Annotated in this window: 19 protein-coding genes and 1 pseudogene; 2 read left to right on the top strand and 18 right to left on the bottom strand. The window is 53.0% G+C overall.

The annotated features are described in order from the left end of the window. Positions 1 to 94: 94 nt before the first annotated feature. The 9 genes from MUB23_RS15540 to MUB23_RS15580 form a co-directional block, all read right to left on the bottom strand. Positions 95 to 727: a reverse transcriptase family protein gene (locus MUB23_RS15540; protein WP_244801604.1), complete on the bottom strand. Its 633-nt coding sequence runs from the start codon at positions 725 to 727 to the stop codon at positions 95 to 97. A gap of 367 nt (positions 728 to 1,094) precedes the next feature. Next, on the bottom strand, positions 1,095 to 2,987 hold the full coding sequence (locus tag MUB23_RS15545) for a retron Eco8 family effector endonuclease (RefSeq protein WP_244801605.1): 1,893 nt from the start codon (positions 2,985 to 2,987) through the stop codon (positions 1,095 to 1,097). A gap of 179 nt (positions 2,988 to 3,166) precedes the next feature. Further along, on the bottom strand, positions 3,167 to 4,267 hold the full coding sequence (locus MUB23_RS15550) for a helix-turn-helix domain-containing protein (RefSeq protein WP_244801606.1): 1,101 nt from the start codon (positions 4,265 to 4,267) through the stop codon (positions 3,167 to 3,169). A 158-nt stretch (positions 4,268 to 4,425) separates the two neighbouring features. Continuing rightward, on the bottom strand, positions 4,426 to 5,064 hold the full coding sequence (locus MUB23_RS15555) for a GntR family transcriptional regulator (protein ID WP_244801607.1): 639 nt from the start codon (positions 5,062 to 5,064) through the stop codon (positions 4,426 to 4,428). A gap of 227 nt (positions 5,065 to 5,291) precedes the next feature. Then, complete coding sequence (locus tag MUB23_RS15560) at positions 5,292 to 6,137, bottom strand: MBL fold metallo-hydrolase (RefSeq protein ID WP_244801609.1); 846 nt, start codon at positions 6,135 to 6,137, stop codon at positions 5,292 to 5,294. A gap of 12 nt (positions 6,138 to 6,149) precedes the next feature. Further along, positions 6,150 to 7,280: a TRAP transporter substrate-binding protein gene (locus tag MUB23_RS15565; RefSeq protein ID WP_244801611.1), complete on the bottom strand. Its 1,131-nt coding sequence runs from the start codon at positions 7,278 to 7,280 to the stop codon at positions 6,150 to 6,152. Between the two features lie 127 nt (positions 7,281 to 7,407). Beyond that, positions 7,408 to 8,691 (bottom strand): TRAP transporter large permease, encoded by a 1,284-nt coding sequence (locus MUB23_RS15570; RefSeq protein ID WP_244801742.1) that lies wholly within the window; start codon positions 8,689 to 8,691, stop codon positions 7,408 to 7,410. Further along, positions 8,691 to 9,197, bottom strand: a complete 507-nt coding sequence (locus tag MUB23_RS15575; RefSeq protein WP_244801612.1) for a TRAP transporter small permease — start codon at positions 9,195 to 9,197, stop codon at positions 8,691 to 8,693. Before MUB23_RS15575 ends, MUB23_RS15570 begins: the two co-directional genes overlap by 1 nt. Positions 9,198 to 9,372: 175 nt before the next feature. Next, the gene (locus MUB23_RS15580; RefSeq protein WP_244801614.1) at positions 9,373 to 10,023 is read right to left on the bottom strand and encodes a GntR family transcriptional regulator; all 651 of its coding nucleotides are present in this window, start codon (positions 10,021 to 10,023) and stop codon (positions 9,373 to 9,375) included. A 541-nt stretch (positions 10,024 to 10,564) separates the two neighbouring features. On the opposite strand from MUB23_RS15580, the pseudogene MUB23_RS20040 reads away from it, so the two are divergent. Beyond that, positions 10,565 to 10,780 (top strand): annotated as a pseudogene (locus MUB23_RS20040) (sigma 54-interacting transcriptional regulator); the annotation flags it as partial. A gap of 147 nt (positions 10,781 to 10,927) precedes the next feature. On the opposite strand, the gene MUB23_RS15590 reads toward MUB23_RS20040, so the two are convergent. The 4 genes from MUB23_RS15590 to MUB23_RS15605 form a co-directional block, all read right to left on the bottom strand. Next, positions 10,928 to 11,239, bottom strand: coding sequence for a YbjQ family protein (locus tag MUB23_RS15590; RefSeq protein WP_244801615.1), 312 nt, complete (start codon positions 11,237 to 11,239; stop codon positions 10,928 to 10,930). Beyond that, positions 11,220 to 11,447, bottom strand: a complete 228-nt coding sequence (locus MUB23_RS15595; protein ID WP_244801616.1) for a hypothetical protein — start codon at positions 11,445 to 11,447, stop codon at positions 11,220 to 11,222. Before MUB23_RS15595 ends, MUB23_RS15590 begins: the two co-directional genes overlap by 20 nt. A gap of 420 nt (positions 11,448 to 11,867) precedes the next feature. Further along, positions 11,868 to 15,098 carry a carbamoyl-phosphate synthase large subunit gene (carB, locus tag MUB23_RS15600; RefSeq protein ID WP_244801617.1) on the bottom strand — a complete coding sequence of 1,077 codons (3,231 nt, stop codon included), beginning with the start codon at positions 15,096 to 15,098 and terminating at the stop codon, positions 11,868 to 11,870. A gap of 189 nt (positions 15,099 to 15,287) precedes the next feature. Continuing rightward, a complete protein-coding gene (locus MUB23_RS15605; protein WP_244801618.1) occupies positions 15,288 to 16,139 on the bottom strand; it encodes a DUF4214 domain-containing protein in 852 nt (283 codons plus the stop codon). 185 nt (positions 16,140 to 16,324) lie between these two features. On the opposite strand from MUB23_RS15605, the gene MUB23_RS15610 reads away from it, so the two are divergent. After that, positions 16,325 to 17,167: a patatin-like phospholipase family protein gene (locus MUB23_RS15610; RefSeq protein ID WP_244801619.1), complete on the top strand. Its 843-nt coding sequence runs from the start codon at positions 16,325 to 16,327 to the stop codon at positions 17,165 to 17,167. A gap of 161 nt (positions 17,168 to 17,328) precedes the next feature. Here the strand turns inward: MUB23_RS15610 and MUB23_RS15615 are convergent, their stop codons facing one another. The 5 genes from MUB23_RS15615 to MUB23_RS15635 form a co-directional block, all read right to left on the bottom strand. After that, on the bottom strand, positions 17,329 to 19,059 hold the full coding sequence (locus tag MUB23_RS15615; RefSeq protein WP_244801620.1) for an ABC transporter substrate-binding protein: 1,731 nt from the start codon (positions 19,057 to 19,059) through the stop codon (positions 17,329 to 17,331). 92 nt (positions 19,060 to 19,151) lie between these two features. Continuing rightward, positions 19,152 to 19,943 (bottom strand): ABC transporter permease, encoded by a 792-nt coding sequence (locus MUB23_RS15620; RefSeq protein WP_244801621.1) that lies wholly within the window; start codon positions 19,941 to 19,943, stop codon positions 19,152 to 19,154. Next, positions 19,933 to 20,937, bottom strand: a complete 1,005-nt coding sequence (locus tag MUB23_RS15625; protein ID WP_244801622.1) for an ABC transporter permease — start codon at positions 20,935 to 20,937, stop codon at positions 19,933 to 19,935. The genes MUB23_RS15620 and MUB23_RS15625 overlap by 11 nt, the downstream gene beginning before the upstream one ends. Next, entirely contained in the window at positions 20,930 to 21,622 is a 693-nt protein-coding gene (locus MUB23_RS15630) for an ABC transporter ATP-binding protein (RefSeq protein ID WP_244801623.1), read from the bottom strand. Before MUB23_RS15630 ends, MUB23_RS15625 begins: the two co-directional genes overlap by 8 nt. Then, positions 21,603 to 22,529, bottom strand: coding sequence for an ABC transporter ATP-binding protein (locus MUB23_RS15635; protein WP_244801624.1), 927 nt, complete (start codon positions 22,527 to 22,529; stop codon positions 21,603 to 21,605). The genes MUB23_RS15630 and MUB23_RS15635 overlap by 20 nt, the downstream gene beginning before the upstream one ends. Between the last annotated feature and the right edge of the window lie 29 nt (positions 22,530 to 22,558).

Genomic DNA, 22,558 nt, shown 5'->3' on the forward strand with positions numbered 1-22,558 from the left:
AATATCTAATGCGTCTTTGATAGTAGGCATATCCAATTACCTCCTTCGGTGGTACTGTTTCTTACTATTATTATACGCTATTTCTCGTCAAAAATCAACCATTTGTTGTGACAGAGCCAAAATCAAAATATTTCGAGCTGAATAAGAGATCGTCGGCATACCGTGTATAGATAATCTCATCACAGGCAGAATTCGCTCCCTCATACCGGTCAGATACTTTTTGGCAGTATTTAAAAATTCGCTGGTCAATACGCCGGAAAACGAGATTTGACAAAGCCGGCGAGGTCACGCCGCCTTGGGGGAGCCCCCCATTCAGCGTCCCGATTTCAATCATTGCCCTCCTTACTGCCTCATCTTTTACATACTCCGAAAGGGCATCTTCCAAATGTTTCTCGGTGATGGACGGAAAAAAGTCCTGTATATCCAAGCGGAGAAAGTATTTTTTTCCGCAGTGGGCTCGCAAATAGGAGATATAGTTTTCCCCTGCTGCAAAACCTTTCGCTGGTAGAGGGAGGGGGATCGTGTCCAGAAAATTGTTTTTCAGCCGCAGCTGAATCTGTCTCAGCTCACATCCCGGCTTCAGCCCATCGATCTTTCGCTCTCCACGCTGCTTCGGGATTCGAAAAGATAGATATGCCTCCTCCTTTTTCTCCAGAATATCAAAAAGCTTCTGCTTGCTCGTATTCAAAATATGGCTGAGAAAATAATTTTCCTCATACAGATACATCCGCATTTCCTCTTCTTCTGTCATTCCATGGCACAAAGTCCTTTGTCTATAAATAAAAAAGGCAAGCACTACCTCAAAAATTCCGAAGGGTCCCAATCGCTGCGCGAAACTCAACGGATCACTGCACCTTTTAATTCCTTCAGCATCCTTTTTCCCCTGGCTTTCCAGTGCCGTGACACACTCTCAGGGGGGAATCCGTGTGCCCACAGAAACCATTCCTGCTTGCCTTTCTTATCACTGCAATCAATTACATTTTACCATTCTGATGTTCAAATGTCATCTCTAATTTTTGAATTACATACCATATTTCCGGAAAATGTTCCTGGAATGCCTCTCTTAAAAGCTCATTATGATTCTGCTTTTTGCATCAATCACGGAATTGGGAAAATGTTTTCCCTTCCCATCCAAAGTCCCTGGCACGCAACCAAAAAAAGTATTCCAGCCACTCCGCGATCCATCCGCTTGTTTTTCCCACCAGTCCCAAAGTTTGATAGATGGGTTCCTCCAACCTCGGATTCTCCTCTTGGATCTGACGTTTTCCCATGAGATAATCACTCTTTCCGGAAAAAACCAGCCGGAGATAATTGCACCTCCCCGCTGGTGAAAACCGGGTAGTCAACTTTTCGATTAACGCCTTCTTTGATCCCAATACTTCCGAATCATGCAGGTACCAGCGAAACAGCGCCAAATTTTTTCTGTTAATCAGACTTCCTTCTAAGGTGGTAGAGAAGGCAAATGTTTGATATTGTTCCAGGTAAAGTTGTATTTTTTTAATCCAGCTTATAAAATTTCCGTCTTTACAGCTAAAAAACGGATATTCATAGGAGAACCGGCATTTTGCAGCCATCCGCTCAATTTCCCGCCTTGCAATCAGCGTTCGATTCCTCCTGTCTCCGAAGAAATACGCTTCCTGCTCCCGATGGCCGAAATACTCCGACTTTAAGACAAACTCATTTTTTCCCTGCCTTTTTTCGATCACCTTGTCCATATCCACCAGGGCATAGGCCGCCGTCCGATGCCCCCTCTGGTTCGGGGATATAATATTCTGTACCACCCGGTTGCTCATTCCCTTCATAAAATCCACCTGGCGCAGGACCGGGAACAACTCGCAGAGGTAAGCGTTCTGAAACAGTTCCAGCTCCGATTCCCCTTCCACGCTGACCACCATCCGCGCAAAATACGCATTGGCATAGGAATCAGTCATCTGAACCCGCTCCCGGACCATCTCCGGACTGAATAGGCGCATGGGTTTCAGCAGGGAATACCGGCCTTGCAGAACCACGTGCGCCACCACGCAGTTCTCGCCGCCGTTTACCATCACATCTTTAACCAGACGCGAGGAGTGGGTGGAAACCAGATACTGCACCCGGTCAGAGGAATCAAAGATATCTTCCGCCAGCCGGTCAATCAAGCTGTGGTGCAGACTTAACTCCGGCTCATCTAAAAGAACGATCGGCTCTTTCATCTTGTTGGAGGCGCTGAGCCGGAGGATGTCAAGCAGTAATTTGGTATAATGGTAGGCATTGGTTCCATTGGAAAAGCTCCCAAGCCGCCGCCCGCCGGTCTGAAAACTCTTCCCGTCCAAAATCAGCTGAGCCATGGCCTGTCCAAATTGTTTCGGATTAAAACTGGCCAATCCGATCTCCTGTTCTTCCAGAATTTCAACCAAGCTCTGCAGCCTTCGGTCCAGCCTTTTTTCCGAAGATGCCAACCACGACCTGGCCTCCGCTTTCACCTGAATGGTCTGTTCCTTCTCCAGCTTCAGTAAATCTCCGACCAGGTTCCACAGCTCACTCCAATCCGTCAGTTCCACTTGCCTGGCATCCACTGCGTACAGAGGAAACAGGAGATGGACGATCTGCCGGAGATTGTAATCCACATTCCAGCGAATTTTACCATCCTTCTGCTGACGCATCTCCACGGTCAGGCGGTCTTTTTGTGACACAGCCAGAATCTTTTGATAAAAATTATCATAGCGGAGACGTCCTTTCCGCCGGTTATGGTTAGCGATTGCCCGTATCCTCCCCATATCATAGGTTACGCGGATCCGTACCTCATTTCTCAGAGGATTCCAAGTGTCGAAAATGTCCTCCGACAGAATTTCGCTGCCGGTCAGATGTTTGTAAAAATAAAGAATCGACAAGAGCACATTGGTCTTTCCGCTCCCATTCTCCCCGATCAAAAGATTGATATCTCTCAGTTTCCAAAAGCCGTCCCGCACCGAGCGGAACCCTTCAATTTCAACGGAATGTATTGGCATACGCTCTTCATCCTCTGTTTCTCATACGGTCGCTAGATAGGCTTTTCTTTGTTTTTTCCAGTATATACCAAATCTTTCCCTTTGGCAATTCGCTCTTCTGTATCAACCAATTTTTTTAGAGAAAATCACGACAACGGAGCGCATCCGGCTTCCCATCCCTTTCACGAATCCGCTGAAATCTATTTCTTCCCCTTCTCCGTGTCCAGGCCGTTTCCTTCCAACCGGCGAAGTATTTCCTGATAGCGGGGATCCTGTTTCAGTTCGTCGGAAAATTCCGGTCCCATCAGGATCATGGCCATATTTTTTCGGACAAACTCATCGGATGCGCCGTTATCGAACCATTCCAGCCGGTGGAAAAACGGATTGTTCTGCGGGATCCTGCTTCCGGGCCGAAGAATCTCCCCGGCGAATTCCTCCATGGCGTCCAGGGTCTCCTTTTTCTTTCCCTGGGCGTTCCATATCATCATCTTCGTCATACAGTAATCACTCTTCCGCCCCCACATCTGATCCAGACGGAATAAGGCATCCACTTGGAGGGAAACTTCCAGGTACTCCAAGGCCTGGTCGTATTCTTTCCGCCGCATGGCGGATTTGGCCAGCGTCCTCAGATTCAGCCCCAGATCACGGAGTTCCGCATAGAGGCTGCTCTGCGTCAGTTTTTCCGCCTCCTCTTCCTTCCCCTGCCGGTAAAGAATTCCGGCCTTCATCAGCTTAACGTCATAGTCCACCTTGGGAAGCGACTCGATTGCCCGCAGGGCATCTTCTTCCCGTCCATCCGTCTGATAGAGCCCAGCCAGCACATACAGCGCTGCCTCGCGGATCTCTGTATTGCTGCTGGCGGTGCTGGCTTCGAACAGTTCCGTAGCCCTCTTCATCTGCCGCTGGACAAATTCTTCCTCCGGTACGGCCGTGGCATACTGCATATAGAGGGAGGCTGACCGAAATTTCAAAAACAAATCCTGCGGGTATTCCCGCATGGTCTTTTCACAGTAAGCGATGGCCTCATCCGCCTTTCCCGAATCAAAAAGTTCCTGCCCCTTGGCCATCAGAGCCATCACCTCGTCCTCGGTCAAGTCCGGTTGGTAGCCCAGCAGTTCATCCGTGTCCGTCCCTAAAATCCGGGCCAGCGGCCCCAGCAGAACAAGATCCGGATACGCACGGTCGTTCTCCCACTTGGACACCGCGGCAATGCTGACGCCGATGGCCTCCGCCAGAGCTTCCTGGGTCAGATTCCGCTGTTTTCGCAGCCGTTTAATATTTTCTCCAATTTTTAATTCCATCTTCTTTGATCTCCTTTTCCAGGCTCTTGGCTTTAGATTAGCAGAAAGAAAGGCGGATTACCAGGGAGTAAAAGTTGAAAATCAGTCATGGTTTTTCAACCGCTGGTTGAAATCAAAAACGCCGCCGAAGTTTCCTCCCGGCGGCGCTTCCTCTTTTCTCATTCCAAAAACGTGATAAACCCTTCCTTCATCCGCGTTTTCGTATTGTTAATGTGCTGCTGCAAATAGCCTAGAGCCTTCTCCTTATCCCGCGCCTCCACGTAGGCGATCCACTGGTCATGTTCCTCCATGGCCGCCACACTGGCCTGCTTTACGGTTTTCACTGGGCACAGCATATATCTCTGGCGAACGTTATAATAAAGGTTTTTCAGATCCTCATTGCCAAAGAAGTCCAAAATCACGCCGTGAAGCTTGATGTCGGTCTTTGTGTATTCCCTCAGAATCCCCTGCTGGAAAAGCTCTTTTTCCTGGGCATGGAGCGCCTTCATCTTCTCGATCTCCACCTCTGTGATTTTATCAAAGGCCTGGTTCCAGACATACATCTCAATACACTCCCGGACTTGAAAGATCTGGATCAGCTCCTCCAGCTCCACCCGATTGACAAAATACCCGACATTGTCCACCTTGCGGATCAGTCCCTCGCTTTGCAGCTGCAAAAAGGCTTCGCGGACCGGCGTGAAGCCAATATTCAGGTCGCGTGCCACCTGTCTGCCGTTGATGTATCCCTGGTACTTTCCCTCTTCCAGGTTCTGTTTGATTTGTTCGTATGCTTCTTGACTCAAAGTCTTCTTTGCCATCTCATCTCCACTATTCCTGTATAATCTGATCCGGACGCCGGTTTCTTTCCGCTCCGAACTCCCTGCCGTTATCATAGCATATGGGCCCTGTTCCTGCCAGCCGGAATATTCTTCGGCCGGATAAGCGTCTCTAAAAACCTCTGCCGCCGGAAAAGCGGGTCTTCTCCCGGAACTTCCAGATCTCCGCCAAGTGTCCCTATTATACTACACTCTGAAATATGAGACAACTATTTTTCCATTTCCTGTAATAGATAAGGTTCACCGGGGGCCAGGATATGAAGCCGTTCCGGCCGCATCAGTTTCCCGTCCGCCCAGGCGGGATCCGCGCAGAAAGCCGGTTTATCCGGCGCGTCATAGGTGCCGTAATGATACAAAATCAGCTCTGCGGGGCAAAGCGCGTTGGCCAGACGCAGCGCGGCCTCTGTTCCGAAATGGTAAGGATCGGACGAGAGATCCAAGAACATTAAATCCACATTCTTCATCTGTAGATGCTCCTCTAGCAGAATGCTGTCGCCGGGGATCCAGATTCTCCCGTCCGGCGTTTCCAAAAAGAAGCCGCAGCAGTCCTCCGGCCCATAGCACCAGTCGAATTCCGGCCGGTCTTTCTGCCAGCTATGGGAGGCGCGGGTCAGGGTGATGCAGATCGATCCGACGGAAAATGTTTCCCCGATCCCATGGATTTGAATCCGGGATGGTTCAATCCCGGATTCATCCAGCTTCTTCGCAGTAAAAGCAGTCCCATGATAACCGGCCCCCGCAGGGAGGAGTCCCTGGGCGCTGCCCGGCGCCAAATGATCATAGTCGGCGTGGGTATATAAAATCGCATCCAGCTTCGGAACACCGGCCGGTTCCAGAGGCGGCGGCACTAGGAACCGGTAGCCTGCTTCGCTGAGATTTGGTTCCTTCTCGTCCCGCCCGATCACCGGATCCACCATCAGCAGCGTGCCACGGCAATTTATGAAAATCCCTCCCGATCCCAGCCAATAAATGGCGGTATCCGTCCGGCTTTCAAATACTTCCGGCCCCATCGGCCGCGTCATCGGGGCGCTTGCCTGTTTTCTGCTTTTTTCCATACAGGCCGCCTTTTATTTCGCCGCATCCAAGGCCGCGAACAGGCTGTCCAGCCACTCCGCTCCGATCTCATCGGCCAGCATCTGATAAGAGTTCTTCGCGGATTCCTGGAGATACTCGACCACATCGGGAGTCAGTTCCAGGAACTCCATTCCGGATTCTTCCATCAGCGGACGCATTTCTTTCATGTTGTTCTGATAGGACTCAACGGATTTTGCCCTGGCCTCGGCAAGCGCTTCGTTAAAGGCCTGCTTGTAGGCGTCGGGGAGAGCGTTGTACTGATCCAGGTTCATGGAAAACGTTACGGAAAACAGGGTCGTGTTTGCGTTGGTGTAAAGATATTTTTGCTGCTCATAGATCCCGCTGAAATAGATCACTTCCAGGGGATTTTCATGCGCGTCCAGCAGTCCCTGCTGCAAAGCCAGGTAAACTTCGCCGAAGGCCAGAGGAGTCGGAGCCGCTCCGGCTTTCTGCCAAAAATCCATGTGATATACATTTTCCATCACGCGGATTCTCAGGTCCTTGATGTCTCCAGCGGTCTCAATCTTTTTGTTGGTCGCAAGCTGACGGTAAGCGTCTCCGGTGAATACGTCCAAAAGCTTAAAGCCCTTGGCCTCAAAGGCTCCCCGCATCTTGTCGCCCCATTCGCCGTCAAACACATTCTGAATGGTTTCCCTGTCATAGCCCGCATACACCATCGGCATATCCAGCACAGCCGCTTCCGGGACAAAGCTCATCATGGGAGCCGCCGTTACGGCAATGATGTTTAGTTCGCCCATCTGCACGGCTTCCGCCGACTCCCGGTCGCTTCCCATCGTGGAATTCGCATGTACTTCCACCTGGATTTTTCCTCCGGTGATCCGCTCTAGGGCCTCCTCAAAAGCAAGGCTGTGAATGTTCAGGGAAGCCTTGTCCGGCGCGGTGTTGGCGATGTGGATCGTCATTTCCGGCAAATCCGCATAAGAATCCGCCCCCGCTTCCGTCTGTGCCGCGGCTGTGTCCGCCCCGGCGGCGCTGACGGCTGCCGTTTCCTTCGTACCTGCCGCCGTCTCCGTCGCTTTTGCGGCCCCCTCTGTGCCGGAACTTCCGCAGGCCGTCAGCAGGGTCATTGCAAAAATCATCGATGCCGCCCATAATCTCTTCATACTTTCTTCTCCTTTTCTATTGTGTTCTTTCGCCGTTTTTTAGAAACGGCAGGAATTTCAAACTCTTCCCATCAGCCGGGACAAGAGCCAGAAATCGTTTACTGCGAAAGTGAACCGGTCTGTTTCGCTACACCAGCGCCAGGCTAAACCAGGGCACAAACGCGATGACCAGTAAGGCCAGGACAAATACCAGGATCAGAGGGATGGCCTTCTTCCCCAGGGAAAGCACCGGGATCTTCGCCAGCCCGCTGGTCACAAACAGATTTGTGCCGAACGGCGGCGTGATCTGGCCGATGGCAAGGTTTACAATCAGCATCACGCCAAAGTGAATCGGGGAAATCCCAAGCTGCACGGCAACCGGTACGAGAATCGGAGCCAGCACCGCGATCCCCGGCGCCGCGTCCATAAACATCCCCATGATAAAAAACACCAGCAGGATTACCAGAATAAATGCGGTTTTGGTCGGGAAGGTCCGAATGATGAATTCCCCGATCATCTGCGGCGCGTTCAGCATCGTCAAGGCGCGGGAGAACGCCGTTGCCATCGCGATCAGAATAATGATGGGGGCGTAGGACTTCACCGCTTCCGTCATCAGCCTCGGTACCGACCGCGCCGGTACTTCCCGGTAGACAAACACGGATACAACAATGGAATAAAAAACAGAGATCGTTGCGGCTTCCGTCGGGGTTACGATTCCGGAATAGATTCCGCCCAGGATAATGATGGGAGATAGCAGTGCCCAGAAGCTTTCTCGGAGCACCCGGAAAACGCCTCTCTTTTTCAAAGACTCGTAATTGGCGCCGATTTTTTCCTTGTCCTCCCCGCGGATTTTACAGTAAACCACCGCGTAGATCATCAGAAACAGGCCGATCACAATGCCCGGCAGGATTCCGGCGATAAACAGATCGCCCACCGACGTGTTGCTGACCATCCCGTAAAGTACAAAAGGAATGCTCGGAGGGATGATCACGCCCAGCCCGGCCGAAGTTGCCACCAGAGCGGCGCAGAACACCTTTTCATATCCCATCTCAATGAGGAGGGGAATCGCCATGGAGCCCACGGCAGCTGCCGTCGCCGGTCCGGATCCGGATATCGCCCCATAAAAAAGGCAGGTCAGGACCACCGCGCAGGGCAGGCCTCCGGTTTTCTTGCCCGCAGCCAGGGCAAACACGTTGAACAGGCGCTTGGAAATCCCGCCCTTTGCCATAATCGCTCCGGCTAAAATGAACATCGGAATCGCAATGGAAGTGGTATTGTCCGCGCCTCCCAGGGTCCAGCGGACAAAGGACTCCACCGAATAAGCCGTGCTGCCGGTCAGGATGAGAGGACCGACAACAGAGACCGCCATACTGGCAATGATGGGCAGTCCAATCAACAGCCCCGCGAAAAAGAAAATCAAAAGTGCGCTGATCATTGTGCTTTCTCCTCCGTTTTCTGTTTTTCCTCCGGCCGGCGAAAAATCCCCACCGCCCGCTGCACGCCCCGGACCACAGCCAACCCTAGGCTAACCGGAATCGACAGATAGACCAGATACATGGGAATCCTGGCGGCCGAGCTTGTCTGCGCGGTGGAATAGACATGGCCCAGGACCGACAGTGACGTGTAAAACAGATAAGCGTACAGGACAATACAGATCACCTGCAGCAAAATCTGAAATGCCTTCCTTGCCTTTCCCCTGAAAATTTTTTCAAAGAGATCGATCCGAAGCTCGGATCCCTGGGAGATGCAGTAGCTGATCCCCAAAAAGCAGCTCCAGATGTAGAGATACCGGCAGACCTCCTCCGGCCACGCCAGAGCGTTTCCAAACACATACCGCATAATCACCTGCAGCAGCATGATGGCTGCGATCATTCCCAGGAAAAAAGTCAACAGCCATTCCTCGAAATGCCGGTCCAGCCCTTGTATGATCTTTTTCATTCGCAATCCTCCTCTTTCCTTTCTTTCGCTTTCTTATTTTAGCTTTCTTACTTTCGATTTCTTACTTTCGATTTCTTACTTTCGATTTCTTACTCTAGCTTTCTTTACTCTAGCTTTCTTACTCTAGCTTCCTTTTTTCAGCCCTTGTTCTTCTCCGGCTCTCCTTTATCGACCCCTATCCGTCCTGGTATACCCCGTCTCGCCGGATATGCCTCTGCATCCGTTCCCGGAAATTCAGGATATGCCTGCGGAGAAGTTCCAAGGTCTCGTCTTTCTTCCCTGCCCGGACTTGTTTTAGAATATGCCCGTGCTCCAAAATCGCTTCCTGATTATAGAGCATCAACGGCTGATTGACACAGATCATCTGCTTTTCCCGGCTGTTATAATAGAGATAAAGCAGATCCTGATTCCGGTACAGTTCCGGAAGGATCCCATGAAATTCAATGTCAATCTCCCGGCACACGGCAAATTCCTGGCGCGCGGCCGCCTCGATCTCCCTCTCGTGGAGCCGTTCCATCCTTGCCAGTATCGTCCCATCCAACGCTTCGAAGAGCTGATCCCAGATAAAGAGCTCCACACACTCCCTCACCTGGAAAATCCGGTTGATATCCTTCCATTCAATTTCTCTCACAAAATACCCATTGTTTGGAATCCGCTTCAGCAGGCCTTCCTGGTCCAGCCTCTGCAGGGCCTCCCGTACCGGAGAGTAGCCCATCCCCAGCTCGGCCGCAATCCGGCGTCCATTGACATACCCGTCGTAGGCTCCCCGGATCAAGCCCTCTTTGACCGCTTCATAGGCCATCTGGCTGTACGTTCGTTTCTCCATCCCTTGCTCCATCCATCTGATTGTTTTCCGATTTATTATTGATCTGCCTTTGATCTTCTTTTGATTGATCACTGATCATACATTTATTATAGTGGGATTCTGCATTTTGTCAATCCAATTTTTTTTTAAATAGCGGGGTTCTTTTTTTCTTTCTTAAATCGGGGAAAAACATTGAAATATTTTAAATATTCAAAAGAAATAGAAGAACGATTAAAATGCTCTGCATTTGCGCCAGAAAAAAGAGGCTGCCGCAAAGTGGAAATTCTCTGCAAGATATACCACTAGGCTCTGATACAAAACCCAATATCTTGTTTGAAAGACCATTTTCACGGCAGCCTCTTCGGCTTACAATTTCGAAATGGACTGAGTCGGGAGATATAAGTATGATTGATATCTGGCATCGTGGTACACGGTTACCTCCGGCGCCGGGTCTTCCCGGCGTCAGCTTCCGGACATCCTTTTCTCTGCATGGATGCCAGGGAAGTCCCAGAAAATGGCAAGCAAACTCTTCGGCTACGCCAGCGGTTCCTTTACCGGGGCCATGAAAACCGGAAAGAAGGGTTTTTTTGAACTGGCCGACCACGGGACCATTTTTCTGGATGAAGTCTCCGAACTCAGCTTTGAAGCTCAGGCCCAGCTGCTTCGCGTCCTGGCTGAAAAAACGCTGATGCGCGTGGGAGACAACACGGTGCACAGCGTCGATATCCGAGTGCTTGCCGCCACCAACAAAAACCTGATGCAGATGGTAACCGAGGGAAAATTCCGCTCCGACCTCTACTATCGTCTGAATGTGCTTTCCCTGGAGATCGAACCATTGAGAAAACGGCGGGAGGATATTCTTCCCTTCCACTCTGTGGCGTCAGATGAAAGCGCTGGGGATTTCATGATCCCCGGCCTGCGGCATTTAGCGGAAGCGCACCGCCGTGCCGTAGGCCATCACCTCAGCCGCTCCCTGCATCACCGACGCGGAAGCATACCGGATATTGACGATGGCATCCGCGCCCAGCCCTTCCGCTTCGGCTACCATCCGCTTCGTGGCAAGGGCACGGGCTTCGTTCATCATTTCATTGTAAGCCTTCAGCTCTCCGCCGACCAGCGTCTTAAAGCTCTGAGTGATATCCTTGCCGAAGTTTTTGCTCTGGATCGTACTTCCTTTGACCAGGCCCAGCATCTCCAGCTCTTTCCCTGTAATGTAATCAGTATTTACTAAGATCATCTTCTTCTCCGCTCCTTATTTCTTTTATTCTCTCCACAAACACGTAGATGCTGACGCCGGCGGCTCCGGCCGGCAGGATCATCCCCAACAGCTTGCCCCACAGAGGAATCGGGACAACGCAGAAAAACAAAACAAATCCCACCTCATAGATCAGCAGCAAGACTAGAATTACCACCGGTGCAATGATTTTCTTATCTCTTTGATCCACCGGAACCCCCTCCCTTCCCAGCCGGACAGGCCTCAGCCGATTCGTCCTGCGGATATCTCTATTATAGCAGACATGAATTTCAATTCCAATCGAAAGTTGTTCGAATTTTCAAAGGAAAAGTTTCCATTTAGTATTATTAAAGGACATTCGCAATACGCTTCGCTTCTTGCTCATGAACGCAGGCTGCTTCGCAGCTACCGGCGCTATCCTTCCTTCCCCGTCCGACTCCGCCAAGACGCTGTTTTCCCACATCCAGCTTATGCCGCTCCCTTTAAAATAGGCGGCCAAATACAAAAATAGCAAAGAGACGCTGCATCCCGCAGCGCCTCCGCCAAAATTTTTTATTGATACTATCTGAAAGTTTTTCGAAATATGCACACCAATCGGCACGCACGTTCTAAAACCATGCGGCGACAGCCATTATTTTTCGTCCTCAATCTCACTATGAATCTGCTGCAAGGACTTCACCTCAATCTGACCGTCTCTCTGAACCGCGCGGATTCCGCTGATCGAAGCGGCGGCGGCGGCCATCGTGGTCATATAAGGAATACGGGCCTTGATCGCAGCCTTCCGGATGTAGCTGTCGTCGTGCTTGCCTTCCTTGCCGATGGGCGTGTTGATCACCATCTGGATATCCCCATTCTTGATCGCATCCAAAATGTTCGGGCGGCCCTGGTAGAGCTTCTTGATCTTCTCCACCGGAATCCCGGCCTCCTGAATCACGTCGCAGGTGCGGCCGGTGGCCAAGATGCGGAAACCAGCCTCATGGAATTCCTTCGCCACCTCGACAGCCTCCGGCTTATCCATATCGCTGACGCTGAACAACACGGTGCCGGATGTGGGCAGTTTCGTCTGCGTCGCTTCCTCTGCTTTATAGAATGCCTCGCCGAAGTTGGGCGCCAGTCCCAGAACCTCGCCGGTAGAACGCATCTCCGGCCCCAGAACCGGGTCAACCTCCGGGAACATATTGAACGGGAAAACGGATTCCTTGACGCCGCAGTGCTTGAACTTCTTCTCTTTCAGCTCCAGCACCGGCGAAGGTTTTCCGGTCAAATCCTTGGTAATAATCTGAGTCGCCAGGCGCACCATCTGGATGTTGCAAACCTTGGAAACCAGCGGCACGGTCCGGGATGCGCGGGGGTTTGCTTCCAGCACAAACACCCGTCCGTCCTCGATCGCATACTGCATATTCATCAGGCCGCAGACGTGCATTTCCTCCGCGATTTTCTTCGTATACTCTTTGATCGTCCTCAGGTTATCCTCGGTGATATGGAGGGACGGAATGATGCAGGCGGAATCGCCCGAATGCACGCCGGCCAGCTCAATATGCTCCATCACAGCCGGAACAAACGCATGCTCTCCGTCTGCAATCGCGTCGGCTTCACACTCCATCGCATGGTGCAGGAACCGGTCGATCAGGATCGGGCGGTCCGGCGTCACGCCGACGGCCGCTTCCATATAGCCCACCAGGCTTTCCGCGTCGTGAACTACTTCCATGCCGCGGCCGCCCAGCACATAGGACGGACGAACCATAACCGGATAACCGATTCTTTCCGCAATCTCCAGGGCGTCCTCCACCGTAACCGCCATGCCGGACTCCGGCATCGGGATTCCCAGACGGTCCATCATTGCGCGGAAATGATCCCGGTCTTCCGCCAGGTCAATGACCTTCGGAGAAGTTCCAAGGATTTTCACACCGGCCTTTTCCAGATCCGCCGCCAGGTTCAGAGGCGTCTGGCCTCCGAACTGGGCGATCACACCGGCCGGCTGTTCCTTTTCATGGATACTCAGCACATCTTCCAGAGTGAGGGGCTCAAAATACAGCTTATCGGAGGTGTCATAGTCAGTGGAAACCGTCTCCGGATTGCAGTTGACAATGATCGTCTCAAAGCCCAGGTCCTTTAACGCCAGCGCGGCATGCACGCAGCAGTAGTCGAACTCAATGCCCTGGCCGATCCGATTGGGGCCGCCGCCCAGAATCATAATCTTCGGACGGTCGTTCCGGACCGGACTCTTGTCCTCTTCAATATTATAGCTGGAATAATAGTAGGCGTTGTCCTTAGTGCCGCTGACATGGACGCCTTCCCAGGCTTCTTTCACGCCGATCGCCAAACGGCGGCCGCGGATCTCCTGCTCCGGCAGCTCCAAAAGCTTCGCCAGATATTTGTCGGAAAAACCGTCTTTCTTCGCCTGGGTCAGAAGGGCGTCGGGAAGCATCTGCCCCTTGTGAGACAGGATCCCTTCCTCCTCTTCCACCAGCTCTTTCATCTGTTCGATGAAATAATGCTTGATCTTCGTCAGCTCAAAAAGTTCGTCGACGGTAGCGCCTTTGCGCAGCGCCTCGTACATCACAAACTGGCGCTCGCTGGTGGGAACCGCCAGCATCTTTAAAAGCTCATCCTTGGATTTTTCGTGGAAATCCTTGGCGAATCCCAGACCATAGCGGCCGGTTTCCAGGCTGCGGATAGCTTTCTGGAAGGCCTCTTTGTAAGTCTTGCCGATGCTCATCACTTCGCCGACGGCGCGCATCTGGGTTCCCAGTTTATCCTCCACGCCTTTAAACTTTTCAAAGGCCCAGCGGGCAAACTTAATGACAATATAATCTCCGTCCGGCACATACTTGTCCAGGGTACCGTACTTTCCGCAGGGAATCTCATCCAAGTTCAGTCCGGCAGCCAGCATCGCAGACACGAGAGCGATGGGGAATCCGGTCGCCTTGGAAGCCAGGGCGGAGGAACGGGAGGTTCTGGGGTTAATTTCAATGACAACAATACGGTCGGAGACCGGGTCATGGGCAAACTGTACGTTCGTACCGCCGATCACCTGCACCTCATTCACAATGCGGTAAGCCTGATCCTGCAGACGCTTCTGAGTCTCCTCGGAAATCGTCAGCATCGGGGCGGAACAGAAGGAGTCTCCGGTGTGAACGCCCAGGGGGTCAATATTTTCAATAAAGCAGACCGTGATCATCTGGCCTTTGGCATCCCGGACCACTTCCAGCTCCAGCTCTTCCCAGCCAAGGATCGATTCCTCAACCAGAACCTGACCGACCAGGCTGGCCTGAAGGCCGCGGGAGACAATCGTGGTCAATTCTTCCTTATTATATACCAGGCCGCCGCCGGCACCTCCCATCGTGTAGGCCGGACGAATAACCACCGGATAGCCCAGCTCATCGGCGATCGCCAGAGCTTCTTCTACCGTGTAAGCCACTTCGCTGCGGGCCATCTCAATGCCCAGCTGGTTCATAGCCTTCTTAAACTCAATACGGTCCTCGCCACGCTCAATCGCATCCACCTGAACGCCGATGACCTTCACATCATATTTCTCCAGAATCCCTTTGCTGTTCAGCTCGGAACAGAGGTTTAATCCCGACTGCCCGCCCAGGTTCGGCAGCAGTGCGTCCGGTCTCTCCTTCGCAATAATCTGCTCCAGACGGTCCACGTTCAGCGGTTCGATGTAGGTCACATCCGCAATCCCCGGATCGGTCATAATCGTGGCCGGATTGGAATTAACCAGAATGATCTCATAACCCAGGGAGCGCAGCGCTTTACATGCCTGCGTACCTGAATAGTCAAACTCACACGCCTGTCCAATGATGATCGGGCCCGAACCGATTATCATGACTTTATGTATGTCTGTTCTCTTTCCCATGGAACTCCCTCCAAAAAACTTTATTTTTACTCGTTGTATAGTATAGCATCTTCCCTATTCCTTGTCACTTATTTTTTTGTTCTTTCGACATCTTTTTTTCCTAATAATCACGCGGTTTTTCCAGATAATTTGTGGGGTAAAAATCAATCGAGCGCCAGAATCTCTCCCGGCGCCCGAATAAGGAATAACTCACGATTTTCCGTTCTTTTCCCTGTACTCATCGCTATTTAAAAAGTCCTGATACACCTCGGATTTGCTGGCTCCGCCCGCAAGGGCTGCGATCCAGTTTTTCTCTCCTTCCGCATCCGGCTCTCTGCCGAGCAGATGAAGATAGATCTCATGGACAAAATACTTTCTGCCCTCTTCCGAATTTCCAATCCCGTCGTAAACCTCCCGGAAGCTGGCCCCGTTTGCAATGGTATTCACCCAGTTGTTCAGGCCGCCGGCATCCGGCTCCCGTCCCAGCAGCTCGACATACAAATCTTTTACAAATTGCTCCGTATCCACTCCGTCCCAGTCTCCTTTCTGGTTCCGTCCCTGCTCCTCTTCCGGCGACAGCGGCACCGCGCGGCGGACGCAAATCAGCCCGCGGTTTCCCGCAGGCACCGGCGAAGAGGACTCCTGTCTCTGCTTGCAGTAATCCACCATGTTTTTCCGGGTCGGGCCGATCCCGCTTCCATGGCCGGAGGTTTCTCCGTTTCCGACATAAGTCTCTACATGGCCCACATATTGAAATTGCTTCCGGCCCAGGCTCCTGCCGCGGAAGAACAGCAAATCCCCCACCAGCAGGGCGCTCTCATCCGGAACGCCGTCCTTGATCTCCACATCCACGGTAGTCAGGTTGTCACTGACAATCTGACCGGCCGTGTCGTCCCCGATATCCACGCCGATGGCCTGTTCATGGGCCCAGTGGGTCAGGGAACTGCAGTCCGACCAGCCGCTTGCAACCTTGTAACGCTTGCTGGTCTGGGTATATTGATTTTTCCCCTCCCGGCTGATCACTTCGCCGGCAATTTTCTGCCTTTTCTCCTGATTCGTCATAAACTGCTCCTTTTTTCGGTGGTTCTCCTTATTATATGAGGCAGGAGCGCTCCGGGACACTTTTCATTTTCGGGAAATCATGTTATAATGCAGTCATTCGGCCGCGTACCCTATTGGGGCGCAGGAAAGGCGCCTGATGCGGTACTTTTTGGCTTGAATTAATTTAAGATAAGGAATCAATCAGAATGAAGAAAGGCTTAGTATTGGAGGGCGGCGCGATGCGTGGAATCTACACGGCCGGCGTCCTCGATGTTCTCCTGGAACAAAAGATCTGTTTCGACGGCGTCATCGGCGTTTCTGCCGGAGCGATCCATGGCGCCTCCTTTGTCTCCGAGCAGCAGGGCCGGAGTATCCGGTACTATACCAAATACTGCCGGGACAAACGGTTCATGAGCTTCTATTCCCTTTTTACCACGGGAAGTCTGGTGGGGGAGGAGTTCTGTTATCACGAGATACCAGAACATCTGGATCCCTTTGACGGGGAGACGTTCTCCCGTTCCGCCGCAAAATTCTATGTCACCTGCACAAATCTGGAAACCGGACGGGCCGAATACATCCGGATCAAGGACATGACGAAGGGAATCCCTTATCTCATGGCTTCCGCCTCCATGCCCTATGTATCCCGGACCGTGGAAGCAGGCGGCCGGAAACTTTTGGACGGCGGTATCGCCGACAGCATTCCTCTGCGTGCGTTCGAGCGGCATGGGTATGAAAAAAACCTGGTGATTCTGACCCGCCCGGAAGGTTACCAAAAGGAGGCCCACCGGGTATCCGCCGCGAAAGCAGCTTACCGGAAATATCCGGAATTTATCCGCGCCCTCCGTCTCCGTCCCCGCCGCTACAATGCAGAACTGGAGTACGTCAAAAAGCAGGAAGAATCCGGACGCGCCTTTGTCCTGCGTCCCTCCGTGGACCTGCACATCGGCCGGATGGAGCGGGATCCGGAACGCTTGATGGAAATGTATCAGCTGGGCCGGAAAGACGCGGAGACTAATCTCGCACCGCTGCAGCGCTTTCTCGCGGACTAGCGTTTTCCTGTCCGTTTTCTTATTCTCCATAAGCATTTCATATGCCAGACGGAGATCTCCGTCTGGCAGGACGCCGTCGCAATAGCCGATTATGAAAACAGACTGCCCATTTCGAACAGTCTGCTTCTTTGTCTCGAACCATTCCGGTTCGCCAAACTAGTTTATTTTGTCTTCAACGTGAACCAGGTGTCGTAGGAAAATGCCCCGTTTCCGCTGCGGAAGGACCAATCCGTATAATCCTCGGTATTGTAGGGATAGAACATGCTCTCCACGCCCAGGGAAATCGCGACCATGTTGTCCGCCAGGTATCTCTGGCTCTCGTCAGCCGCCGCCGCATATTCTTCCGGATTCTTGGAATCAATGATCTTGGAGAAGATATCCACGTATTCCGGCGTTGCGTTGGTACCGTTCCAGGTCAGCGTTCCGTCGGAACCGGCTTTCTCCACCAGGCCCTGGTTCACCGTGTCGATGATGGCCACGCCCTGAGAGCACGCGGTAATCGCAATCTGGAAATCTTTGTTCTGGCTGAAACGGGCTTTCCAGGCGTCGGCGTTGGAGACCTCTTCATCCAGGTATGCGTTCAGGCCTACATTCTGCAGGTCGCGCACCACGATCTGAGCCAGCCGCTGATACAAGACCCCCTTGGAGGCGCTGTAGGCGGGGCTCACCATGATCTTCATCTCGGAGCCGTCCTTGTTCTCCCGGAAACCGTCCCCGTTGACATCCACGTATCCAGCTTCCTCCAGGATGCGCTTGGCCTCGTCTGCATTCTGCGCGTTCTGCGGCAGATCGGAAGCATAGCCGATATTGCCGGGGGAGATCACACCCTTGTAGCCGGGTTTGCAGTACTCGTCCCCGTCCGTGGCGGCGATCAGCGTGTAATCTAAAGCATGGTAGACCGCATTCCGGATATCCAGGTCACTCATTAAAGTATCCTTAAAGTTGAATTCCAGGATCGGTCCGCCCAGGTTGGTCTCCTCGCCTACATTCAGATAACCCAGCTCCTTCAGAGCCGGAACATAGGTGCCAGCCAACCCTGCGGCGTACTGGAACATGCAGTCGATTTCCTTATTTTTATAAGCCATCACCAGGCTTTCCGGACTCTCGTACAGATGGAAGGCAATCCGCTTGATGGACGGCGTGCCCTCATGGTAATCCTCAAAACGGTTAAAGTAGGCAATCTTCGCCTCATCGTCGTAGGAATCATACTGGTAAGGACCGCAGCCGATCATCGCCTCTTTTCCAGTAAAAGCTTTCAGATCTTCCACGTTCTCCCAGATATGCTTTGGGTAGATCACGCAGCCGGAACTGGACATGATCATATGGCGCAGGAATACATAGGCGCAGGAACTCTGCATGTTGACCCGGATGCTGTTTTCATCCAGCACCTCCACGCTCTTCATATAGCGCAGCGCCACCGAAGGCTTCAGCACGTTAAGCCAAAGGTTCAGGCTGAACTCAATGTCCTCCATGGTCAGGGGCTGTCCGTCGTGCCATTTGATTCCATCCTTGAAATAGAAGGTCACGGCCGTCCCGTCCTCGGCAATCTCAAAGCGCTCGCACAGACAGGGAACCACCTCATTGTTCTCCCCGTAGCGGACCAGATTTCCGTACATAAAACTGTCGTAGCTCAGATACTTTAGCAGCTCGCAGTAAGGGCTTTCCACGTCAAACTGATAGATCGCCCCCACATTCAGCAGTTCCACCTCAGAACCGGAGACCGCGGCGGGTTCCGCCTGGCTGCTCTCTCCGGCCGTGGTCTCCACGGCAGCCGTCCCTGCAGCAGTGGTGTCAGCCGCTGTTGTGTCCTGGCTGCCGGAACCGCAGGCGGTGAGGGATGCTCCCATCACTGCGCACATCAGAAGCGCAAGCAAACGTTTTCCTGTTTTCATAAGTCTTTCCTTTCTTTGTCGTCCTTTGGACGAAATGTATTGGTAATCTGACCGGCGGCGCTCTTTCCTTCCGGAAGCCCCGCCCCGCAGAGTTACTCGATGGCAGGCGATTCGTCCCCTTTCAGGGACAAAAAGCAAAAAATGGTCAGGCTGATACAGAGGATCGGCGGCAGAAACCACCACCAATATCCATTAAAAATTCCCCCGGCCCGAAACGCATCGTTCAAAATGGTTCCCCAGCTCTTAGCTGTCATCGGCCCCAGCCCCAGATAACTGATGCTGGTTTCCGTCAGCATGGCGGAGGCCACGGACAAAAGTCCTTTTGTCAGGATGATTTCCTTCAGATTGGGGAGCAGATGCCTGGTGATGATGTAAAAGGGCCCGCAGCCCATCGTACGGCAGCTGCGGATAAATCCCATCTCCTTCAGCTGCATGGCCTGAGACCGGACGATCCGGGCGGTTCCCACCCAGCCGGTCAGGCAGATACAGAGGATGATATTCCAAGTGCTGCGTTTCAGGAAGGCGGATAATACAATGATCAGCGGCAATGACGGAACCGCCAGCGCGATATTGATAAACACCATAATCAGCCGGTCGGCCCACCCGCCGAAGTAGGCGGCGAAAGCTCCCGCAAAACTGCCAAACAGGGTGATCACCACGGCGGCCGTGATTCCGACCAAAAGGGAAGTCCTTGCGCCGTAAATCAATTCGCTTAAAATATCCTGACCCAGGTCATTGGTCCCAAGCAGATGCTCTCCAGACGGCTCTAAAAAAGGAACCGACATCTCCCAAGGATCATAGGGCGCGATCCATCCGGCAAAACAAGCAATCAGAAGCAAAACCAACAAGGGCCATGCCCGGACCATCCATTTCTTACAGCTCATTCCATACACCATCCTTAATCCGGGGATCCACCAGGGCGCACAAAAGATCCGACAGCAGATTGGAAAGCACCACACAGACCGTCAGCACCAGCAGGCTTCCCTGGAGCACCGGATAGTCGTTGCCCCCAATGGCCTTGTACACCAGAAGGCCCATTCCGTCCCAGTTAAACAGCTGCTCAATCATCATGGAGCCGGAGACGATAAATCCCATCTGCATTGTGATAATCGTAATCATCGGCAGGGCCGCATTCGGAAGGATGTGGCGGAACAGGATCCGGCGGCCGGAAAGCCCTTTTGTCCTGGCCACCAGAGCAAAGTCGGCACGCTTTGCATTTACCACGCTGCTGCGCATCATCTGGATATTGTAAGCCAGTTTACTCATGGTCAGCACGCCAACGGGCAGCGCCATATGCCACAGCAGGTCCCGCGTGTAGGCTGCTCCGGTCAGTCCCCCGCTGGTCATGCCCCCCGAAGGCACAATGCCCAGCCAAAAGCAAAAGACCAGCAGGCCCAGCATCCCCAGACAATATCCGGGAATTGAGTACACGATCAGCGAAAACCGGGAAATCAGCCGGTCCAGACGGCTCCCGGACCGCCATCCCGCGATGGCTCCCAGCAAGATTCCAAAAATTGCCGCCAGCGCCACCGCAGGCAAAATCAGCCGGAAGGTCCGGCCCAGCCGCCAGAGAATCAAATCCAGCACCGGGACTTTATTTTTATAGGATTGTCCCAGGTCTCCGTGAACCAGCCGGTTCAGATAGGCGCCGTACTGTTCCCACAAACTTCCATCCAACCCGTATTCTTGTTCCAGCTCCTGAAGCACCTCCGGGTGAGCTGAGGTCAGATAGAGGTAATCCTCCTCCCCCACCAGGTGCTCCAACGGGTCGCCGGGCATAAAACGAATCAGAAAAAAGTTGAATGTGGCAACGCACCAAACCGTCAGCAGGTAAACCAACAGCTTCCCGCCGTACCGGGTCAGATTTTTCTTATTCATGGGAATACTCCTCCTCCCCGACAATCCTGCCCTTTTCCAGAAAATAACAGCGCCCGCACAGATAGCGCATGACGTCCGGATCATGGGAGATAAAAAGATAAGAGGTTTCCTGCTGCCTTTGATAGTCTTTCAAAATCTGCAATACCTGGGCCTGGGAGATGGAGTCCAACATGCTGGTGGGTTCATCCAGGATGATCAGCTCCGGCCGGACCGCCATGGCGCGGGCCAGAGCGGCCCGCTGCAACTCGCCGCCGCTTAGAGAGGCAAGATTCCGGGAGAGATGTTCCTCGTACAGCCCCACCTGGGCCAGCAAAGCGTCTACCGATTCTTTTGTATCAGGTATCTTGTGAATTCGGTAAGGCTCCAGGATGCTCTTCTTTAAGCTCCAGCAAGGATCAAAAGCCTGCTCCGGGTGCTGGTCCACCATCTGGACCGCCTGCCGCAGAGCTCCCCGAAAGGGATAGCGGACCGGCTCTCCGTTCCAGATTATGGAGCCGGAGGTAGGAGGGAACACCCCGGCAATCAGGTTCGCCAAAGTAGTCTTGCCGCTCCCGCTTTTCCCAAAGATTCCCACGGCCTCCCCTTTCCGGATTCGGATGTCCGCCTCCGACAAAGCATAAGTCTTTGTCTTGTGAATCATCCCGGAGGAATAGATCTTCGTCAGGTTACGGGTTTCCATCAGCATACCAGCACTGCACCTGCCTTTCCTCATCCCGCCGCATCGGAGGACACTCCCTGCATTTTTCCTCCGCCCTGGGACAGCGTCCGGCGAAACGGCATCCCAGGCTTTCATAATCCGTGTGGGAGGGTGCAAAGCCTTTGGGGAACCGAAACCCGTTTTCCGGCAGGGATTCCAGCATCATCCGGGAGTAGGGATGGCGCGGATGTTCAAAAAAGTCTTTTTTCTTTGCAGTCTCCACCAACTGTCCGGCATACATGACAGAGATCGTATCTGCGATGGCACGGGCAAACCCCAGATCATGGGTTACACACAGGAGAGAGGTTCCGGAAAGTTCCCGGAACAAGGCCTCCACTTCCTCCCGCCGCCCTTCATCCAACCCTTTGGTAGGCTCGTCCGCAAGAAGCAGCCCGCCTCCCGCAATGGTCCCCATGGCCACCAGGGCTCTCTGCTTCATGCCGCCGCTGAGATTGTGGGGATAAAGCTTCGCCCACCGTTCGGGATCCGAAAAGTCCAGCCGTCTCAGGGCTTCCACTGCCTGGGCAAAGGCAGGCCTCCGCCTCATTTTCTGGTGAACGCGGAGGGGTTCTCCGATCTGATTCCCATTTTTGATCAGGGGATTCATCCCCCCGGCATTTCCCTGTGGGATATATGAAATTTCTTTTCCCCTTACCCTGGCGTACTCCTTCGGCGAAAGTCCGGCGAGCTCCCGCCCGTTCCAGCGGATACTTCCGGTCACGGTGCCGCCGCTGAGACCTAAAATACTCATCAGCAGCACACTTTTTCCGCTCCCGGTCTCGCCGATAATCACGTGCCGTTCCTGATCTCCTACCTCCATGGACACCCGGTCTACCGGGCAGATCACGCCTCCCCGAACCGGGAACCGGATGGATACGGAATCCATTTGCAGCATTGTCTTCCTGTCCTTTCTGTAAAATTCAA

This window comes from Cuneatibacter sp. NSJ-177, assembly GCF_022867805.1.
Taxonomy (GTDB): domain Bacteria; phylum Bacillota; class Clostridia; order Lachnospirales; family Lachnospiraceae; genus Pseudolachnospira.